Raw genomic sequence first — 20,303 nt, 5'->3', positions numbered from 1 at the left:
GGGCAACACAAGGTAGGGGTAATTTATAGTGAAACTAGAAGAATTACTAATATTAATTATAAAAATTTAAAAAGAAATCATTTTCAAATTACATTCAATAATGAAGATGGTGTAAATACTGTAAGATTACATGGATGGAATATATTGATGATGAGAAATTTCCTTGGTGTAAATTTATGGGTAAAGCAAACACTAAGTTTATATGAAAAGTATGTTGAGAGATATGGTAAACCAGATATAATACATGTTCATTGTGGATTATATGGAGGTTTAGCAGCAAAAGTTATAAAAGATAAATATTCTATTCCATATGTTATAACAGAACATTCATCAATAATATTAAATAATTCTTTAAATGATTATAATAAACAAGTTTTAACTGTAGCTTATAATAATGCAGATAAGTTAATAAGTGTAGGTAATAAACTAAAGTGTTCAATGAAAAATTATACAAATAATGATATAGTAGTTGTACCTAATATTGTGAATACAGATGGGTTTAAGGTTAGTAAGGAATATAAAAGAGAAAAGTTTAGATTTTTAACAGTAGCATATTTAAAGAAAAATAAAAGGATTGACCTTGTTATTGAAGCTTTTACTAAACTTAAAGAAAAGCATAATAATATAGAACTATATATAGGGGGAGATGGCCCAGAAAAAACAAATATACAGGGACTTATAGATAAGCATAATTTAAATGAATATGTTCATTTGTTAGGAGAAGTTTCTAGGAAGGATTTGCCGAAGGTCATGGGGAATTCTGATTGTTTTGTATTGCCAAGCATGTATGAGACCTTTGGAGTTGTATATATAGAGGCATTAGCATGTGGTATTCCTATTATAGCAACAAGATGTGGTGGACCAGAAGATTTCTTTAATGAAAATCTAGGATATATGATTGATGTAGATAATTTAAACGAATTGTGTAATGTTATGGAAAATATATTAATTAATAATTCTAAATTTGATAGAAATGAAATTTCTGAATATGTAAAAAATAGATTTGGTAGAAAAGCAATAGTGCAAGAGTTAGAAAAAGTTTACAATTCAATTATTGAATAGTGATAAATATAAAATTATATTGTAAAAGTAAAATGTTATAGTAAAAAAATAAAAATATTTTAAGATAATTAATGATTTATTTTGAGGAGATAGTAATGAAAAATAAAATTTGTCATATTTCTACAGCGCATAAAGAAAATGATAGTAGAATACTTTTAAAAGAATGTCAGAGTTTAAGTAAAGCAGGATATGATGTTTCTTTAGTAATAAATTCAGATTGTGATAAAACAGTATATGGAACTAATATAAAATCTTTAGATGATAGTAATAATAGTAGATTACATAGATTTTTTAAAAAGAGTAAAGTAGCTTTAAATAAAGCTATTGAATTAGATGCAGATTTATATCATTTTCATGATCCAGAACTAATAAAACTAGGTGTTGCACTAAAGAAAAGAGGAAAAAAAGTAATTTATGATGTTCATGAAGATGTTCCAAAGCAAATTTTAGCTAAAAGTTATTTGGGACCTATGTGGGTAAGAAAAGTAATTTCTAGAGGATTTAATTTCTATGAAAAAAGTAGAAGTGAAAATTTTGATGCAGTTATAGCAGCAAGTGATGAATTGGCAGCTAAGTTTAATAATAAGAATAGTATTGCAGTGAAAAATTTTGCTATAAGAGACATTATAGAAGAGGCAAAGCCAATAAAAAGAGAAGATAATGATAAATTTGTTATAATTTATGTAGGATCTATTACAAAGATTAGAGGAATTATAGAACTTATAAAAGTTACAGAACTTTTCTTTGGGAAAGTAGAACTTTGGATTTTAGGAACTTTTGAAAGTGAAGAATTAAAAGAAGAGTGTATGAGTTTAGATGGATATAAATATTGTAAGTATTTTGGATCGTTGCCTGTAAAAGATGTTTATTCATATATAAAAGCAGCAGATTTAGGAATGTGCACTTTATATCCTACTGAAAATTATAAAGAAAGTATTCCAATAAAGGTACTTGAATATATGGCTTGTGAAAAACCATTAGTATTATCTGATTTTGAATTTTGGAAGAAGTTTTTTGGAAATGTAGGAAAGTATGTAGAGCCGTTAGATATCAATAGTATTAAAGAAGGAATTGAATACTTTTTAGAAGATAGAAGTAGGATAGAAAGTATTGGAAAAGATAATAAAGAGAGTTTTATTAATAATTTTTCATGGGATAGAGAAGAAAAGAAGCTATTAGAATTATATGAAAAAATATTAAAATAAGAAATTATTAAAATGGAGAATTATTGGAGGGTGCTATATGTTATTAAGCGAAATTTTAGATTTAAATAGTAGTTTTGAACTTTTTAGAGAAGGTGATTTTACCTCTTTAGGGTTAAATGTTTCTGAAGCAGATGAAAAATTATTAACATTTATTGCAGAGGAGAAATTCCTAGCTCAATTAAGCAAAAGTATTTCATGTGTTATTACTACAAAGGAAATGGCAAGTAAGATTCCAGAAAATATTGGTGTTATAATTTCAGAGGTTCCAAGAATAGATTTTTTCTCTTTGCATAATAAGTTAATTGAAAATAAAGATTACAAAAGAAAAGATTTTAAAACTGAAATAGGAGAAAACTGTAGTATTTCTAAAACTGCTATTATTAGTGATAAAAATGTTAAAATTGGTAATAATGTAGTGATTGAAGAATATGTAATTATTCGTGAGAATACTACAATTAAAGATAACTGTATAATTAGAGCTAATACTGTAATTGGGGGAGAAGGTTACGAATTCAAGAGGCATAACAATAAAACATTTGGAGTTGTTCATATTGGTGGAGTAATAATTGAAGAAAATGTTGAAATTCAATATTCTGTTTGTGTAGATAAGGCAATTTATCCTTGGGATAATACTATAATAGGAGAGTATAGTATTATGGATAATCTTGTTCATATTGCTCATGCTGTAAAAGTAGGTAAAAGATGCTTTATTACATCTAAGACAACAATAGGAGGAAGAACTATAATAGGAGATGATTGTTGGTTTGGTATAGGAGCAACTGTATCTAATGGACTTGTGATTGAAAACAACTCAAGTATTAGTCTTGGTGCCGTTGTTACAAGAAGTTTAAAAGAAAATAGTAAGGTTTCTGGTAACTTTGCTATCAGCCATGATAAGTATATAGATTTTATAAAGAAAATTAGATAAGAGTTTAGTAAGTTAAATATTAACAATTATAAATTGTTTTATACATTTTATTATGATAAAATTAAATATGATAATTATGTAAAGATAATTGATTGTGAGGGATAATAATGAAAGTAAGAAAAGCGATTATACCAGCTGCAGGCCTTGGAACAAGATTCTTACCTGCAACTAAAGCTCAACCAAAGGAAATGCTTCCTATAGTTGATAAGCCTACTATTCAATATATTATTGAAGAAGCAGTAGCATCAGGAATTGAGGAAATTCTAATAATTACTGGTAGAAATAAAAAATGTATTGAGGATCATTTTGATAAGTCTGTAGAACTTGAAATGGAACTTGAGAAGAATCATAAAGAAGAGCTTCTAGAGTTAGTTAGAGGAATATCAGATATGGCTGATATTCATTATATAAGACAAAAGGAACCTAAAGGTTTAGGTCATGCTATTTTATGTGCAAAGGCTTTCGTAGGAAATGAACCTTTTGCAGTGCTACTAGGTGATGATGTAGTTGATTCGGAAGTTCCATGTTTAAAACAATTAATGGATTGCTACAAAGAATATAAAACTTCAATATTAGGAGTTCAAACAGTAGCAAAAGAAGATGTAAATAAGTATGGAATCGTAGATGGAATCCATATTGAAGATAGAGTATATAAGGTTAAAAAGCTAGTTGAAAAGCCAGCAGTAGAAGAGGCACCAAGTGATGTAGCTATATTAGGTAGATATATTATTACTCCTCAAATCTTTGATGTGTTAGCTAACACTCAGCCTGGTAAGGGTGGAGAAATTCAATTAACAGATGCACTTGAAACTTTAATAGAAAATGAAGCAATGTATGCATATAACTTCGAAGGAAGACGATATGATGTTGGAGATAAGCTAGGATTCTTACAAGCAACTGTAGAATTTGCTTTAAAGAAAGAAGAGTTAAGAGAACCATTTATTGAATACTTAAATAGTAAGGATTGGAATAAATAATATAAAGTGATTCTTAGCTTCAGATGGAGTTTTCTTAATAGGAATACCCTACTCTATCTGAAGCTTAGAAGAACTAATCCAGGTGCGTAGCAGTGCTTAACTCCCACTTATAGAAGGGGGAGTGTTAGCAATGGTAGCAATGGGATAAAAGGTTGGATGATATAATTTCATCCAACCTCTTTTACTATCTTGGAATAAATCCAATCTTCTTTTGCATTTTTCTTAATGTTTTCATTGATACATAGCTAGCTTTTTCAGCACCTAGCTTATAAATTTCTTCAAGGGCTTTTTTGTCCTTAAGAATTTCATTTACTTTATTTTGAACTGGTTCTAATTCAGAAACTATTGCATCAGCAACATCCTTCTTTAAATCAGCATATCCTTTATCTTTATAGTAAGCTACTAATTCTTCAGATGTAGAACCATTAATAGCTATTAATATATCTAAAAGATTCTTAACTCCTGGTTGTTCATCAGTGTAGTTAATAATACCAAGACTATCTGTAACTGCTCTAGAAACCTTCTTTCTAATTACTTCAGGTGGGTCCATAATTAGTATATAACTATTTGGATTATCATCTGATTTAGACATTTTCTTTGTAGGTTCTTGTAAGCTCATAATCTTTGCACCTATTTTAGGGATATATGGGTCTGGTACTTTAAATGTTGGACTATAAGCATTGTTAAATCTATTTGCAACATCTCTAGCTAACTCAAGGTGTTGTTTTTGATCCTGACCAACAGGAACTAAATCTGTATTATATAAAAGGATATCAGCAGCCATTAATACTGGATAAGTAAATAGCCCTGCCCCTATAGAGTCACCATATTTTTGAGACTTATCTTTATATTGTGTCATTCTTCCTAGTTCACCCATATAAGTGTTGCAAGTTAATAACCAAGCAGCCTCACTATGAGCTGGAACATGTGATTGAATAAACAATGTATTTTTTTCAGGCACTATTCCTGAAGCTATATATATTGCAAGAACTTCAAGGGTTCTTTGTCTTAAATCCTTTGGCTCTTGTTTTACAGTTATTGCATGTAAGTCAACTACACAAAAATAACAGTCAAATTCATCTTGTAGCTTTACCCAATTTTTTATAGCCCCAAGATAATTTCCCAAGGTTAGTTGCCCAGAAGGTTGAATACCACTAAAGATAACCTTCTTCTTCTCTGTATTATTTTCCAATTAAAGCACTCCTTTCATTTGTGCAAATCCATTACTATATAACGTTTAACTATATAATTAATTATAGGTATGGTAAATCACCATGTCAATTGTTTTAAATTGTGCAGGTGTTTTTAATATATTATGCTCGGCCTCCGTCGTAAACTCCAAGTCGGCTTACACACAATATATTAAAAACTCCTTGAGTAATTTAAAATTGCAGATGAGGCTAACTAAAGGAGGAAACTCAGACGAGGCTGAGTTTCAACAATAATTGATAATTGGTAACTGTTAATTGACAATTGTCTTTGCTCCAAGTCGGCTTACTCAAAATATATTAAAGATTCCTTGAGGAATTTAATCTTGTAGAATCAAATATACTAAAGGAAAAGTTCAGACAATCTGAATTTCAAGAATTGTTGTTTAGTGAGTGTATAATAATACAATAATATGTATTACCTTTCTGATGTTCAAATAAGAGTTGTAGTTTTTTATTATAGTAATGAGAATAGATTGTGAAGCAATCTTTTGAATTTATAATTGATAATGAAGAATTAAGAATGTTTTGCACAGCAAAATGTAAATATTAATTGAAGCTAAGCACTTTTTATTCAAAATCCCTAAGGATTTTTTCATTAATTCTTAATTCTTCATTTTTAATTTTTCATTATTTTGCTTTGCAAAATTTTACGATTGTTATTGATTTATCAATCAAAATAGTTATATACTATTAAGGCAATTATATTATTTAGATTTAGTGATTTAGATTTATTGATTTATATGGAGGTGATTTAAATTAGTTATATAGAGTTTGATAATTTATCAAAAAAGTATAAGAATGCTGATAAATATGCCTTGAAGAATATAAATTTTAATATTGAAAAGGGTGAATTTATAGTTATATTAGGTCCTAGTGGAAGTGGAAAATCTACTCTTTTAGATTTGATTTGTGGATTTGAGGATATTACTGAAGGAAAAATAAAGGTAGATAATAAAGTTATTAATGACGTAGAGCCTAAGAGTAGAGATGTTTCTATGGTTTTTCAAAGCTATGCATTGTATCCTCATTTAACAGCTTATGAAAATATTGCTTTTGGAATGAAGATAAGAAAGGCTAATAAAAAGGAAATAGATGAGAAAGTAAAATGGGCAGCTAAAATATTAAAGCTTGAGGAATGTTTAAAGTCTAAGCCTAAGAATTTATCAGGTGGACAAAGACAAAGAATAGCTTTAGCTAGAGCTATGGTTAGAAATCCTAAGTGCTTTTTAATGGATGAACCTTTATCGAATTTAGATGCTAAATTAAGAAATTCAACTTCAAATGAAATTAGGAATTTACACAATGAATTAAATGCTACAACTATATATGTTACTCATGATCAAGTTGAAGCTTTGTCTATGGCTGATAAAATAGTAATACTTAATAATGGAGAAATTCAGCAAATAGGAAGTCCTTTTGAAATATATAATAATCCAAGTAATGTTTTTGTAGCTACTTTTATTGGAAGGCCTCAAATAAATTTATTTGATTTATTTATAGATGATGATTATATTCTTTTAGGTGAGTCTATCAAGTTTAATAAGCCTAAAGAATTTAATAATTTAGATAAAGGAAAATATATAATTGGACTAAGATCAGAAGATACTATAAAGGTAGATAATTCTAATGAAGAATCTATTGAAGGTATTGTAGAAAAAATTGAGTATCTTGGAAGTGAAACAATTTTTTATATTATTTATAATGAAATGAAATTTACTTTAAAGGATTATGGAGTAAATAATATAAAAATAGGGGATAAAATTAATATTAGTTTTAATTTTAATAGGGCTAATATTTTTGATATATTAACAAGAGAAAATATAAGGAGTAATTGATATGAAAGCAAAAAAAATTATAGCAACTTTATTAATGTTACCAATTCTTATGGTGGGATGTACTAAGGCTGGAGAAAAGCAAAGTGAAGAAATCGGAGGAACTATTAAGGTTGTTACCTCTAGAACAGATGCTGATAAATTATTTGAAAAAATAGAAGAGGATTTTAAAAAGCTATATCCAAATGTTGAAGATATAGTATGGGAATCATCTGCTGATTATGATAAATACATAATGACTAGAATGAATACTAAGGATTATGGTGATGTTTTATTCCTACCTTTTAGTATGAATGGAACTCCTGAAGAATATGAAAATTACTTTGAGCCATTAGGAACAGTTGATGAGCTTAAAGAAAAGTATATTGATGTTACAGAAGCAGATTATAATGATGTTGCATATGGACTACCAGTTGCTTTAAATAGTTTAGGAATTATTTATAATGAAGAAGTTTTAAAGAAGGCTGGAGTAGAAGAAATGCCAACTTCTACTGAAGAATTTATAGAAGCTTGCAAAAAGATAAAAGAAAATACTGATGCTATACCTTTCTATACAAATTATAACAAAACTTTAGGAACTTGGGGTGGAACATTAACTTCTTATGGTGGAGAGCAATATAGATCAGCAATGCTTGAAGCTGGAACTGCATTTAAAGAAGGTCAACCAATACGTGAAATAATGGATTTATTTTATGGATTAGCTTCAAATGGATTAACAGAAGCAGACCCTATAACAGGGGACTTTGCTAAGTCTCTTCAAATGCTTGCAGATGGAGAAGTTGCCATGATAATGAAGGGTTCTCAAGATGCAAAGATGATTCAAGAACTTAGTACAAATGGAAGTAAAATAAGTATTGCTCCATTACCAGTTAAGTATAATGGCCAAACAAGTATTGCTTTTGGAGCACCATCAGTAATAGGAATCAATAAAAATAGTGAAAATAAAGCAACTGCTAAGGCATTTTTAGAGTTCTTTATTTCTGCTAAAAGTGGATATGCAGATGATTTGGGCGGAATGTCACCAAATAAAGAAGATTTAAATGCAGAACAAAAAGAAATGTTTGAAAAGAATAACATAGTATTAACAGCAGCAACAGAAACACCAGAAATTGATACTAAGTATGCTGCAATTGCTAATGAAGTAGGTGTAGGAAGATTAACAGATGTACTTCAAAAGGTTATTAATATAGGTTTATATCCAAATCAAAATGAAAGTTATATTGACTATGTAAACTCATTAGAATCTAAGTGGGAAGCTGCTGCAAAGGCAAATGAATAATGTAAACTTAATAAAAAAAGAAAGACAAATTATTTTTCTCTTTCTTTTTTTTCCTATTTTATTATTATTCTTATTTGGATTTTTACCTATAATTGAAATAGTTATATATAGTTTTACATCTTGGAATGGTATATCAAAGGTTAAGGAGTTTATTGGTTTTGATAATTATATAAAAGTTTTAACGGACCCTACTTATTTTCAGGTTTTTAAAAATAGTTTATATTACTTTTTATCAGGAATACTTCAAATTATAATAGCTATGTTTTTTGCTATTATGTTATCTTTTAAAGTTAAATTTAAAGGCTTTTTTAAGGCAAGCTTTGTTTTTCCAACTCTTATAAGTGGAGTTGCGATATCAATGATGTTTAGAGTGTTTTTTGAACCAGGAGGAACATTTGATGCAGCACTTGGGGTCTTAGGTCTTGGGGAGTTTGTACATTATTGGCTTGGAGACCCTAGAATAGTTAATTACACATTAGCTAGCATATCCCTTTGGAGATTTACAGGTAGAAGCTTTATTATGTATTTTGGTGCAATTCAATCTATACCAAGAGAATATATAAAGGCTGCAGAAATAGAAGGGGCTTCTATAATGCAAAAGGTTAGATATGTAATATTACCTAATATCCACACAATAATTAAGATAAACTTTATTTTACTTATTATTGGATCTATCTCAGTTTTTGAAATACCTATGATAATGACTAATGGATCTAATGGTACTAGCACATTCTTATTACAAACTATTAAGACTGCCTTTGAGCAAAAGAAAATAGGACTTGCAGCTAGTATGGCTGTAATAATTTCAATAGTAATTATATTAGCTACAACTATTCAAAAGAAGGTATATAGTAATGATGAAGATGAATATTAAATCTATAATAGCAAAAATATTAAAATATTCTACTTTAATAGGTTGGACAATAGTAGTGTTTTTACCTATAATAACTGTTGTTTTTGGCTCCTTTAAAACTTATGATGAATTCACTAGAACAAGTGGAATTACTCCACCAAATAGCTTTGCATACTTTGAAAATTATATAAAGGCCTTTGTAGATGGTAAAATGCTTATGGGATTTATTAATACATTTATATTAATATTCTTTGGAGCTACAGGTAGTGTAATTATAGGTTCTATGGTGGCCTTTGTTATAAGTAGATTTGAATTTAAATTTAAAAAATTAATTTTATTTATGTACCTGCTTGTATCAATAGTACCTATGGAAATGTCTCAAGTTGCAACCTTTAAGATAGTTGATGCTTTAGGTATATATAATACTAGGCTTGCACCAATAATAATATACTTAGGTGCAGATGTATTAATGGTTTATATTTATATGCAAGCATTAGAAAAAGTTCCAAGGGATTTAGATAAAGCAGCAATGCTAGAAGGAGCAGGGTATTTTCAAATATATAGAAAGGTAATCTTTCCTTTACTAAAACCTGCAACAGCAACTGCAGTTATGCTTAAAATAATTTCAATATATAATGATTTTTATGTTCCATTTTTATATATGCCAGGTGAAGGTCTAAATACTGTATCAACAACTTTATTTAACTTTATAGGACCAGCATCTACAGAGTGGCAGGTTATATGTGCAGGAATTGTTATAAGTATGATACCAATGATTTTATTTTTCGTATTTTTACAAAAGCATATTTATCAAGGAATAACATCAGGGAGTATTAGATAATGAAAAATAATTTTTTAAAACGAATATATACAGTAATGGAACTTAGAACAGGCTTCGCAACAGGACTTCCAGCTTTAAGTGGAGGACTCTTCGGAGCATATTTAGCAAGAGATATAAAAGTACTTCCATTAATTTTAATGTTTATTTCAGGTTTTAGCTTAAATATAGTAGCTAATATAGCAAATGAAATAAGGGCATTTTTAAAGAATGAAGAAAATGAAGATACCTTTACCGGACATTTAGGTAGTGAAGGTTTAGTTAGAGGAGACGCTAAGTTTTTAGATGCAATAATAGCTTTAGGCTTTATGCTAGCCTTAGGTGGAGGAAGTGGACTTTTAGTGGTTTTAATAACTAAGGATATAAGCATATTAATTATAGGTATATTAAGTGCCTTAGCAGCAATAACTTATTCCTTAGGACCAAAACCATATATAATTTATCCTATTGGTGAATTAGTATCAGGAATATTTGCAGGAGGTATAAGTAGCTTTGTATCTGCTTATATACAGCAAGGTAAAGTAAGCATAGAAATAATTTTATATGCACTTATATCTATGATAATGACAGTATTCTTAATGTCTACAAACAATACTTCTGACTATGAAAAAGATAAAGGAGTTAGAGTAACTCTACCTCACGTTATTGGATTTAGAAATTCAATTAAGATAATAATACCAGAAGCTATAGTTATGATATTAGCTTGGGCTATATTATTTTTAATGTCAAAGATAAGCTTAATAATATTTATATCAGGACTAGTAATATTTTATTATTATGGATATGTTAAATGGTATAAAGATTATTATAAAATTCAAGAGGTATATAAAGAAATGGGAAGAGAATGGGGACCAAGACCTCTGCTTCTTATATATAGCTTTCACTTCATAATGTCACTAGAATTTTTAATATATACAATATTGTTATAAAATGCGAATAAAACATAATGATATGTATTAACTTTCCGATTTTTAAATAATTTCGAATACAATTCTAAATTTAAGCTATCTAAGCTGGCTAAATTTTTATAACTCGCTTTGCTCAAACAATAAAAATTCTTAACGCCATCTTAGCTATCTTAAATAAGAATTGTAGTTTCTCATTATAATAAAATCTCCAATTTAATACATATCATTAATGTTAGAAACGTCTTAAATAATTTAAACTTGGGGATGCTAGCCTACTAAAAGAAGAAATTCAGATGAGCTAAATTTCAATAAAAGTTAGTGTAATCACCTAAAATATTTAAATGCTGAATTACTAGCAAAGATAAATTGATGGTGAAGTAAGCATATGGCGAAAAATTAGAAGTTCTTGGTGAAGTAAAAGCTACTAGGCCTTAGAGTTGTTGGTTTGTCTGAGCGCATGCGAGTTTTACCAAAACTCTTGGCTTAGTAGTTTTTACGAGCCTTAGAACTTATTTTTGTAGCAATTTGTCTTACGAGCAGTCAATTTATCTTTGCAGTTATATTCGCATTTTATTACAAGGGAGGAAATTATGGTAAAGATAAACTTAAATTTAATAAAGAAGAATCCACTGAGTTTAACTTCAATATTAGCTGATAAGCAAGGTATATTTAAAAAATATAATATAGATATGAACTTATATTTAGATGAAGATTTTTTCTTTAAAGGAAATGTTGAATTCTTAGAAGGTAGATCAGATGCTATGATGGGAGATACAACATTTTTCTTCTACATGCTTGAAAAGGGGAAGAAGGCAGTTATCACTTCTAATCTAACAAGAACTATAAACTTAGTTGGTGGTAAAGATTTACCTAAGGATTTAAATGGAATAAGAGTTGGTGTTAATAGAAGTGGATTATTTAGATTATTTTTAGAAAATGATTTAAAGGATATTATAAGAAATCCTAAAATAGTTTGGATTAATAATACTTATGATAGAATTCAGGCATTAGAAAGTGGAGAAATAGATGCCTTAGTTGCAATTGAGCCCTTTGTATCGAAAGTAGTTAATAATGGTGGTAAGGTTATTTGGGATTCAAGAAATAGTGATAAAAATCTAGTTATGTGGTGTTTTGATGAAGATTTTTATAATAACAATAAAGAGGCAGTTAAAAACTTTCATAAAGCAGTAAATGAAGCAGCAGAACTTTTCAATAGCTCATCTAGTGAAGAAAAGGTTAATTACTTTATGGAGTGCTGTGGATTTCCAAGAGAAGTAGCAGAGAGTTTTAAAAACTTTAGCTTTGAAATCAATGGCGATTATAGAAAAGAAGATTTTAATCTATGCCAAGAGTGGATGTATAGAGAGGGCGAAATAAAAAGATTATATGATGCGACTTCTTTAGTTAAAAATACAAAATAGTATAAAGGGGCTACGGCAGAATATCTTAGTGATGTAGCCCCTTAGTATTAAAAATGCAATCGTAAATAAAAGATAAGTTTACTTAGTTATGATTTTATTAAAATAAAAAACATCTGCTAAGAATAATAAAGTTGCCAGAATTAGTATAGAATTAACTGCCCAAAAAGAATATTTGAAAAGCAATGATATAAGTACTATTAATACAAAAATAGTAAACATTGATTTAAAAAAACTCAAAATTATTACCTCCTATATCCATACTAATTATAGCTTGTGCAATTTAACGATAATAATACTTGGTAAGTTTTAAGAATTGCTAGATGATTATGTATTATTAACTAATAAGGTGGTAACAAATTTATATAAAAATTAATTAATCTATGCCATTAATTCTAGTGGTTTAAATAAATGAATGTGGTGACTTTATAAACTATATTGATATGGATCATTAATTGAAATATATCTATATGCAAAGTGACTATGAAGTTCTAATTGATTATTTATAAGATAGATACTTTTATAAAGACTTATATACAAGATAGCTATTTTACTAAGTTTTTAAACAAAAAAATAGAGTTAACCAGGAAAGGTTAACTCGGAAGAAGAAATTATCTTCTATTGTTTTGAGCTTTTCTAGCTCTTCTACAGTCAGGGCATCTAACTGGATCGTTATCAAATCCCTTTTCTTTGTAGAATTCTTGTTCTCCAACAGTGAAAACAAATTCATTTCCGCAATCTTTACAAATTATTTTCTTATCTTCCATTTATAAATCCTCCTTAAAATTCATAAGAACAAACTTGATATATTTCTTCCTTAAGGCGATTATGAACTTTAAGGGACAGAACCTATCGAAATTTTTCCTAATCATTTAAATATTCAAACTAATTATATCACAATATAAATATTATTCAAGAAATATTGTGTTAAAAAATTAGCTATTAATCTACATTTTACTTGCCTTTTTAGGGGTAAACTTAAAGTAATATAATACAAAAGTTATTAGTGGTATTATTACAAACGCTACTACATTTATGCTTTGAATATATTTAAGCATTTCATACAAAATATAGTTATTTAATCCTAAGAAATAAGATAGGACAAACACTAGAAAAGTATAAATTCCAATGAAAATAGCTTTGTTCTTTATAAGTTTATCACATATTAATAATATGCTATATGTTGCCAAAACGTACTTAACAAACAGCCCTACTACAGTTTGGATTATAAAGAATAATTCCCCAAATTCTAAGAATCCTGCGACTTCAATCCTTTGACTTAAGACAAATTCAGGGTAGAATATATTAGCAGCTCTTAATGGCCCAAAGGCAGTTATAACACCAATAAAAGATAAAATAATAAAGGCTGATGATATTACTCCAGCATATAAACTATGTGTCCTAAGATGCTCTGTTTTATCTATGTATTTTAAGAAAGGCATAGCTATCATAAAGCTAGATAAACTTCCTAAGATCATTACAGCTGAATATATAAAGTTAGAAAGTGATTTATCTCCTAATATAGGTAGTAAGTTATTAATATCCTTATAGCTTTGAGTTAACAAGAAAAATAGGACACCATTTACAACCAAAACAGAAACACTTATTATTATAAAAATAAGAAGTGTACGTAGCTTTTTGCTAAATACAAATAATGAAGGAACTATAAAAAATGCTAAGGCATACCAAATAGGGGTATCAATAAACAATGTTGAATGAAGCACATTAGCTTCTACAGCTGCTGCTTCAATTGAATTTAAAAATAATGCCAGAACAAATATTATTAAAAATATACCGCTAACAACTTTAGGTGTAGATTCCTTATAAATATCTACAATATTAAAGTTGTTAGTTTTTTTACAAATATTCATTATAAACAAAAGTAATCCAGTAAAAATAAGAGAAGCTATGATTGAAGCAAGCCAAGTAGCTCTTCCCCCAACATCTATAAAAATAGATAAATATGTTTTACAAGATATAATAGCTGTTCCTAATATAAATAATATAAAATGCTTAGTAGAAATTTTGTTCATAAAAAAACCCTTTCTTTCAATTAACAATTAGCAATTAATTAAGCAATTCAGCAGCGCTGAATTACTAAAATTTGGTTTTTAGTAATTTGGAACAAATTACTTCCTCAATTCTTCATTCTTAATTTTAAATTTTTCATTCCCCTATAGTATTAGCAAAAAAATGAATATTAAACAGATTTCAAACAAATAATACAAACAGGTGATGTATATGAAGAATTTAGATTATATAAAGGAAAAATTAAAGAATTCCTTTGATGTAAAATATAGGCCTGTTCAAACTGTATTAGGTAAGGCAACTATTATATTTATAGATGATTTATGTAATGCTGAATTGATAAGTGAATATGTAGTTTCTCCACTAAGAGGCTTTGGAGATTTACCACCGAAAGGTGGTAAGTTCACTTCTCTGCAAGAGGTAATAGAAAATGCTTTAGATATAAATGCAGCTGGAATAGCAAAAGATATTGATGATGCTATAATGCATATTTTATCAGGTGATCCAGCAGTTGTTTTCGAGAATTATAAGGAAATAATGTATGTAGAAGCTAAAGGATTTCCTGTAAGAGGAGTAGGAACCCCTGAAACTGAATCTGTATTAAAGGGACCTAGAGAAGGTTTTAATGAGCTAATTGTAAATAATGTAGCTTTAATTAGAAGGCGTATTAAAAATCCAGCCTTAAAATTTGAAGCTGCTGTAGTTGGAGAAAAGTCTCAAACATCTGTAGCAATTTGCTATTTAGATGGAATAGCTCCAGTAGAATTGGTTAATAAAATAAGAAATAAGGTGAAGAACTTAGACCTAAGATTCATTTTAGATACCAATTATATTGAAGATGCATTAAAGAAGCAAAATAGCTTTTTTGATACGATTGGATATACTGAAAAACCAGATGAAGTATGTGCAAAGCTTTTAGAAGGAAGAGTTGGAGTTATAGTAGATGGAACACCTTTTGTAATAACAGCCCCATACTTTTTCTTAGAAAATTTTCAAATGCCAGATGACTATTATTTAAACAGGTATTATACAAACTTTAATAGAATATTACGATGGTTTGCATTTTTTGTAGCAGCATTAGTTCCAGGACTTTATGTAGCAGTAATGACTTATCACTTTGCTATGATTCCATCTTTATTTATGTTTAGGCTTGCAGTATCTAGAGCTGGAGTACCATTTCCTACCTTTATTGAAGTAATACTTATGATGCTAGCCTTCCAATTCATAAAGGAAGCTGGACTTAGGCTTCCACAACCAATAGGTGGAGCAATGAGCATAGTTTCAGCTTTAATATTAGGAGATGCGGCTGTAAATGCAGGAATAGCATCTAGAATAACAATAATAGTAGTGGCATTAAGTACATTGTCATATTTTTTAATTCCTAAACTGTATGGAGCTCTATCCTTTTGGGCGATAGTATTAGTATGTTTTTCAGCAGCCTTTGGGATACCAGGCTTTTTAGCAGGAGCATTAATATTTTTAATTCAGCTTTCTGAATTAGATTCAGTTGGCTATCAATTCTTATTCCCTGTTGGAAGTACAAACGAGTATAGATTTAAAGATGTGGTATTAAGGGGAGCATTAAGTAATATATCTAAAGATTTTGTGAAAAAAGGAGAAGAAGATGAGAGCTAAAAGATTTATAAGATTAATAACAGCCTTATTATTTCCAATCCTTTTAGTAGGATGTTTTAATTATAGAGATATAAATAAGGTAACTTTTGCAACTAGTATTATATTTGATACTGATGATTTTGGAAGATCAGTAGTATATGTAGATTGTGTTAAGCCCTACAGAAGTACTAATGAAAGTTCAGATAAGGGCAGAAGGATAATATATAAAGGTATAGGAAAAACTGCTCTTGAAGCTTTAAAGGATGTTAACTTAGCTTCAAGTTATGAATTAAATTACTCACAAAATAGAGCTTATATATTTACAGAAAAAGCAGCTAGAGATGGATTAAAAGGGTATTTAGATTTAATTAACAATAACCAAGAGTTTCAAATAAAGCCTGATATATTTGTCTATTTCGGAGAAGTGAAGGATTTACTTAAGGTAGCATCTAATGATGAGGAATATTTAGGTTTATATTTAGAAGAGTTAGTACATAGAAATAAAAGGAATCCTAGAGCAATAAGAGCAAATATTAATGAGTATTTAAGCAAGTCTATAGAGAACGATAAAACTTATATAGTTGGAGCAATAGAAATAAGAGATGATGCTTTAGATAAAAAAATTCAAATTGGTGGAGGAGCAGTAATAAAAGATAGCAAATTAATTAATAGATTAGAAGCAAAAGATGCTTTAAGTTATAATTTATTAATGGATAATGTATCAAAAGGAACATTAGAAATTTCTAATCCACAATCAGATGGAAGTTTCATAACTCTAGAAATACTATCTAACTCTACTAGAAGTGATATAATATATGAAGATAATAAAATTAAACTTGTGAAAGACTTAGAAATGAAAGTTTCAGTAGCAGAAGCTCAGGATAGTTTTATAGTGGATAAAGAAACTTTAAGCTATATAAAAAAAGCTAAAGAAATGGAAGTGGAAATCTATTTAAAAAATATATTTGATACTTATAAAAAGGAAGGATTAGATATATTTGAAATACAAAGATTATTAGATGTAAAGTATTCAAATACAGAAATAGAAGATCCATTAAGCATAACAGAATTAGAGGCAAATGTTAATATAATTATGGAAGGTACAGGGATTGTGAAGGATAGTCTTTAAAAATTATTCACAATTGTGGATTTTTAAGGAAATATAGGTAAAAGATATTGATATTAAGTAAGAAATAAAGTAATATTAATTTATAGGGAAAAATAATTCGATTCATACTATTTGAAAGAAAATAGGGAGGGAGTATGGACGATTATAAGTTAAAATATGAGCAAATAAAGTCTGAGTATGAAAGTTATCAAAGAATTACTGAAAGTAAGCTGCAAGAATTAAGTACAATTAATGTTCAGTATGAAAAAAACTTAGATATGCTTTCTAATGTGCTCTTTATTAGTAATTATGTAAACTCGAATTTAAGCAGTAAAAATATAATACCAATTATTAATGATATGATAATTGGGATTATTGGTGTTACTCAATCTACTGTTTATTTAAAAGAAGAAGACGTTTTTGTAATAAGTGCTACTAATGGTACAAATGAAAGTAATAAGTTAACTGATGAATGCATTAAATATATAAATCAGCATAAAACTTTTATTTTAAATTCTAAGATACCAATAACAAAAGATGACGAAAACAAAATATGTATTCACTCAAGGATGGGTGTACCTATAAAGGTTGGAGAAGAATGTATAGGTTACATTGTAGTCGATCATACACATTTCAACTTCTTAAATGAGTTTCATGAGCTATTTTTAAATACTATAGCAAATCAAATAGCAATTGCTTTAGAAAATGCTATACTTTATAAGAAAATAGAAAAAGCTGCAAAGACTGATTCATTACTTGGAATATATCATAGAAGAACTTTTTATGAGATTATCAATGAGAGGTTTACTGAAGAGAATATTAAAGAGTATGCAATAGTTATGATAGACTTAGATGATTTTAAGAAGATTAATGATACATTAGGACATCTATTTGGAGATAAAGTTTTAATAGAAACTACTAAGCTTATAAGAGAAAAATTAGGACCGAAGGATATAATAGCACGATATGGTGGAGAAGAGTTAATCTTATACATAGATTGTAATTGTCCAGTTGATGAAATCTTTAATAAAATTGATAGTATTAGAGATGCCATAAGTAAAAATTGTATTCAAGATGGTAATATAAGAAAAAGCATAACAGCAAGTTTTGGACTAGGATTTTATCCCTATGATGGTGATACTATAGAAGCAGTAATAAAGACTGCTGACCAATATTTATACAAAGCAAAAGACGCAGGAAAAAATAAAGTTGTAAGTTCACATAAATATATGTATGTAGAGTAGTAAAGATAGGGAAACTAATAGTATCTCTATCTTTTTGCTTTATTACCGAATTTATTGTAAATATTTTCAGTAATAAAGAATATACTAAAATAAGAGAATAAAAAAATTTATTAAAGGAGTGGATTCCAATGATTCAAGTTTTTTGTGCAAAGAGAGGTTCAGGAAAATCTAAAAAATTAATTGAGATGGCAAATGAGGGCTCAATAAATTCTAAAGGTGATGTGGTTTATATCGATGACGATTCAAGACGTATGATGCAACTAAATAAAAAAATAAGGTTTGTTGACACTGAGGAATTAGACATAGTTGATTGTGATAGCTTTTATGGCTTACTCTGTGGTGTAGTATCCCAAAATTATGATGTTGAAAATATTTATATTGATGCTTTATCGAATATAATAAATAAAAATATAGCTGAATCAATTACTCTGTTCAAAAAAATAAAGGAATTCTCTCAAAGGTTTAATGTGAATCTATTTATCAATTTAAATTGTGAATGTCTAGATGAACTTCCAGACTTCATAAAATCCTACGCAGCTTAATTGTAGTAAATTCTGTAGGAGTCTTTACCATGATTATGCTCCTTCGACTATGTAAATTTCAAGTCGGATTATGCACTATGGTAAAGACTCCTTAGATAATTTAATCTTGTAGATTTAAGGAAACTACATGTAAAAATTCAGATGAACTGAATTTCAATAATTGTTAAATTTTATACTATTAAATAGGAGCTTTATGATTTTATTCTTACATAATCCAACTTAACGCAAACAAGATACAAATAACTTGTTTTTCAGTTGATTTATCAATAATATCAGCCAAATATCTTTGTCCTAATTCTTCCTTTTCAACAGTAACTGATGCTATTACTTTTTCACTCTCGGAAATATTAAAGTGTGGTCCATCCAAATTACCAAGGATTGAAAATCCATTCCCCGTAATTTCGTAAATATCTTTAAATTCTTTTATATCTTTTCGAATTATAATTTTATCATTATTCACAGAGATGACAATTCTAGGTAAATCAAACAATCCAAAATTATTTCTAATTCTTTCTATCTTTCCTATCTTTTCATTATTAGAGTTAATAACAGAATAGCATTCACGTGTAGGTAATGCTTTAGATTTCTCAAAACTAATAATTTCTTTCCCATTTTCATCTGTTACAGTTGGTTCATTAAAACTTTTGAATATAACTCTCATAATTTATATACCTCCTTTATTTATAATATATTATAATTTACACAATGTAGAAGTTACATATACTCTTATAGGATTACCATTATCACAAGTAACTAGTGTTAAAAACTCCTAATTATAGTTTTAGTTATCATTTTGTTATCACCTTTAAATTCATATTTATTGAGTATAATTCAATGTAAAGGCAATTGAGCTATATAATATATCATAGATTATATATTACTAAATTTTATCTGTTTGATAGTTTAAACTAGTTATACTATCTATTAAGCAAATTGGAATTTACTGAACTCTTTTAAAGTTCTTCCAAAAATAAATTGTTTCTTTTAAATATTCTTTACATTCAAACAATTCCAATTCTTTTGCTACTTCAATAGCAAAATCTACATATGAATTCGCTCTTGCAGTTATCACATTGTCATCATTGACAATATCATCATCTGTAGAATGAGTTGATTTTAATCCTTTTAATATTCCTGCATCATCAAGCAAATCGACCCCAGCACATATACCTGCGATTAAAATATTATTTTCCTTTAATTCTTTTAAATATGTTCTCATTTCTTCATTATTGATATATGAAATATTGCCACCAAGT

At 28.2% G+C, this 20,303-nt stretch carries 20 protein-coding genes; 14 read left to right on the top strand and 6 right to left on the bottom strand.

Annotated features, from left to right (window positions below; genetic code table 11):
• From E6248_RS03765 to galU, 4 genes are all read left to right on the top strand, one after another.
• Window positions 1-1,062, top strand: a 1,062-nt coding sequence (locus E6248_RS03765; protein ID WP_316339485.1) for a glycosyltransferase, incomplete at its 5' end; no start/stop codon positions are given.
• 95 nt (window positions 1,063-1,157) lie between these two features.
• Window positions 1,158-2,267 carry a glycosyltransferase gene (locus E6248_RS03760; RefSeq protein WP_316339484.1) on the top strand — a complete coding sequence of 370 codons (1,110 nt, stop codon included), beginning with the start codon at window positions 1,158-1,160 and terminating at the stop codon, window positions 2,265-2,267.
• Between the two features lie 37 nt (window positions 2,268-2,304).
• Window positions 2,305-3,195 (top strand): UDP-3-O-(3-hydroxymyristoyl)glucosamine N-acyltransferase, encoded by an 891-nt coding sequence (locus E6248_RS03755; RefSeq protein WP_316339483.1) that lies wholly within the window; start codon window positions 2,305-2,307, stop codon window positions 3,193-3,195.
• A 107-nt stretch (window positions 3,196-3,302) separates the two neighbouring features.
• Window positions 3,303-4,172 (top strand): UTP--glucose-1-phosphate uridylyltransferase GalU, encoded by an 870-nt coding sequence (gene galU, locus E6248_RS03750; protein ID WP_316339482.1) that lies wholly within the window; start codon window positions 3,303-3,305, stop codon window positions 4,170-4,172.
• A 184-nt stretch (window positions 4,173-4,356) separates the two neighbouring features.
• Here galU and trpS read toward each other — a convergent pair whose 3' ends face one another.
• On the bottom strand, window positions 4,357-5,364 hold the full coding sequence (gene trpS, locus E6248_RS03745) for a tryptophan--tRNA ligase (RefSeq protein WP_291666063.1): 1,008 nt from the start codon (window positions 5,362-5,364) through the stop codon (window positions 4,357-4,359).
• A gap of 834 nt (window positions 5,365-6,198) precedes the next feature.
• Here trpS and E6248_RS03740 point away from each other — a divergent pair.
• The 6 genes from E6248_RS03740 (at window position 6,199) to E6248_RS03715 (ending at window position 12,514) form a co-directional block, all read left to right on the top strand.
• Window positions 6,199-7,218 (top strand): ABC transporter ATP-binding protein, encoded by a 1,020-nt coding sequence (locus tag E6248_RS03740; protein ID WP_316339481.1) that lies wholly within the window; start codon window positions 6,199-6,201, stop codon window positions 7,216-7,218.
• Window position 7,219: 1 nt separating this feature from the next.
• Window positions 7,220-8,494 (top strand): ABC transporter substrate-binding protein, encoded by a 1,275-nt coding sequence (locus tag E6248_RS03735; RefSeq protein WP_316339480.1) that lies wholly within the window; start codon window positions 7,220-7,222, stop codon window positions 8,492-8,494.
• Window positions 8,487-9,368 (top strand): sugar ABC transporter permease, encoded by an 882-nt coding sequence (locus E6248_RS03730; protein ID WP_316339479.1) that lies wholly within the window; start codon window positions 8,487-8,489, stop codon window positions 9,366-9,368. The genes E6248_RS03735 and E6248_RS03730 overlap by 8 nt, the downstream gene beginning before the upstream one ends.
• On the top strand, window positions 9,349-10,188 hold the full coding sequence (locus E6248_RS03725; protein ID WP_316339478.1) for a carbohydrate ABC transporter permease: 840 nt from the start codon (window positions 9,349-9,351) through the stop codon (window positions 10,186-10,188). Before E6248_RS03730 ends, E6248_RS03725 begins: the two co-directional genes overlap by 20 nt.
• Complete coding sequence (locus E6248_RS03720; protein ID WP_316339477.1) at window positions 10,188-11,114, top strand: UbiA family prenyltransferase; 927 nt, start codon at window positions 10,188-10,190, stop codon at window positions 11,112-11,114. Before E6248_RS03725 ends, E6248_RS03720 begins: the two co-directional genes overlap by 1 nt.
• A gap of 569 nt (window positions 11,115-11,683) precedes the next feature.
• The gene (locus E6248_RS03715) at window positions 11,684-12,514 is read left to right on the top strand and encodes a hypothetical protein (protein WP_316339476.1); all 831 of its coding nucleotides are present in this window, start codon (window positions 11,684-11,686) and stop codon (window positions 12,512-12,514) included.
• Window positions 12,515-12,592: 78 nt separating this feature from the next.
• Here E6248_RS03715 and E6248_RS03710 read toward each other — a convergent pair whose 3' ends face one another.
• The 3 genes from E6248_RS03710 to E6248_RS03700 form a co-directional block, all read right to left on the bottom strand.
• Window positions 12,593-12,751, bottom strand: a complete 159-nt coding sequence (locus E6248_RS03710; RefSeq protein ID WP_316339475.1) for a hypothetical protein — start codon at window positions 12,749-12,751, stop codon at window positions 12,593-12,595.
• A gap of 371 nt (window positions 12,752-13,122) precedes the next feature.
• Window positions 13,123-13,278 carry a zinc-ribbon domain-containing protein gene (locus E6248_RS03705; protein WP_136007512.1) on the bottom strand — a complete coding sequence of 52 codons (156 nt, stop codon included), beginning with the start codon at window positions 13,276-13,278 and terminating at the stop codon, window positions 13,123-13,125.
• Between the two features lie 180 nt (window positions 13,279-13,458).
• The gene (locus tag E6248_RS03700) at window positions 13,459-14,544 is read right to left on the bottom strand and encodes an endospore germination permease (RefSeq protein WP_316339474.1); all 1,086 of its coding nucleotides are present in this window, start codon (window positions 14,542-14,544) and stop codon (window positions 13,459-13,461) included.
• 208 nt (window positions 14,545-14,752) lie between these two features.
• On the opposite strand from E6248_RS03700, the gene E6248_RS03695 reads away from it, so the two are divergent.
• The 4 genes from E6248_RS03695 to E6248_RS03680 all read left to right on the top strand — a co-directional run bounded on the left by E6248_RS03695 (window position 14,753) and on the right by E6248_RS03680 (window position 19,047).
• Complete coding sequence (locus E6248_RS03695; protein WP_316339473.1) at window positions 14,753-16,174, top strand: spore germination protein; 1,422 nt, start codon at window positions 14,753-14,755, stop codon at window positions 16,172-16,174.
• Window positions 16,164-17,282 carry a Ger(x)C family spore germination protein gene (locus E6248_RS03690; protein ID WP_316339472.1) on the top strand — a complete coding sequence of 373 codons (1,119 nt, stop codon included), beginning with the start codon at window positions 16,164-16,166 and terminating at the stop codon, window positions 17,280-17,282. The genes E6248_RS03695 and E6248_RS03690 overlap by 11 nt, the downstream gene beginning before the upstream one ends.
• A 134-nt stretch (window positions 17,283-17,416) precedes the next feature.
• Window positions 17,417-18,505: a sensor domain-containing diguanylate cyclase gene (locus tag E6248_RS03685; RefSeq protein ID WP_316339471.1), complete on the top strand. Its 1,089-nt coding sequence runs from the start codon at window positions 17,417-17,419 to the stop codon at window positions 18,503-18,505.
• 128 nt (window positions 18,506-18,633) lie between these two features.
• Window positions 18,634-19,047, top strand: a complete 414-nt coding sequence (locus tag E6248_RS03680) for a hypothetical protein (RefSeq protein WP_316339470.1) — start codon at window positions 18,634-18,636, stop codon at window positions 19,045-19,047.
• Between the two features lie 205 nt (window positions 19,048-19,252).
• On the opposite strand, the gene E6248_RS03675 is transcribed toward E6248_RS03680, so the two are convergent.
• Both E6248_RS03675 and E6248_RS03670 read right to left on the bottom strand, forming a co-directional pair.
• Window positions 19,253-19,708: a hypothetical protein gene (locus tag E6248_RS03675; RefSeq protein ID WP_316339469.1), complete on the bottom strand. Its 456-nt coding sequence runs from the start codon at window positions 19,706-19,708 to the stop codon at window positions 19,253-19,255.
• 279 nt (window positions 19,709-19,987) lie between these two features.
• Window positions 19,988-20,303: DJ-1/PfpI family protein (locus tag E6248_RS03670; RefSeq protein ID WP_316339468.1), on the bottom strand; the 316-nt coding region annotated here is incomplete at its 5' end.

It is taken from the genome of Clostridium sp. (genome assembly GCF_032552055.1).
In the GTDB taxonomy this organism is placed as follows: Bacteria; Bacillota; Clostridia; order Clostridiales; family Clostridiaceae; genus Clostridium.
Note: the sequence above shows the minus strand (reverse complement) of the source record. Positions and strands in the feature narration are given on the sequence as shown.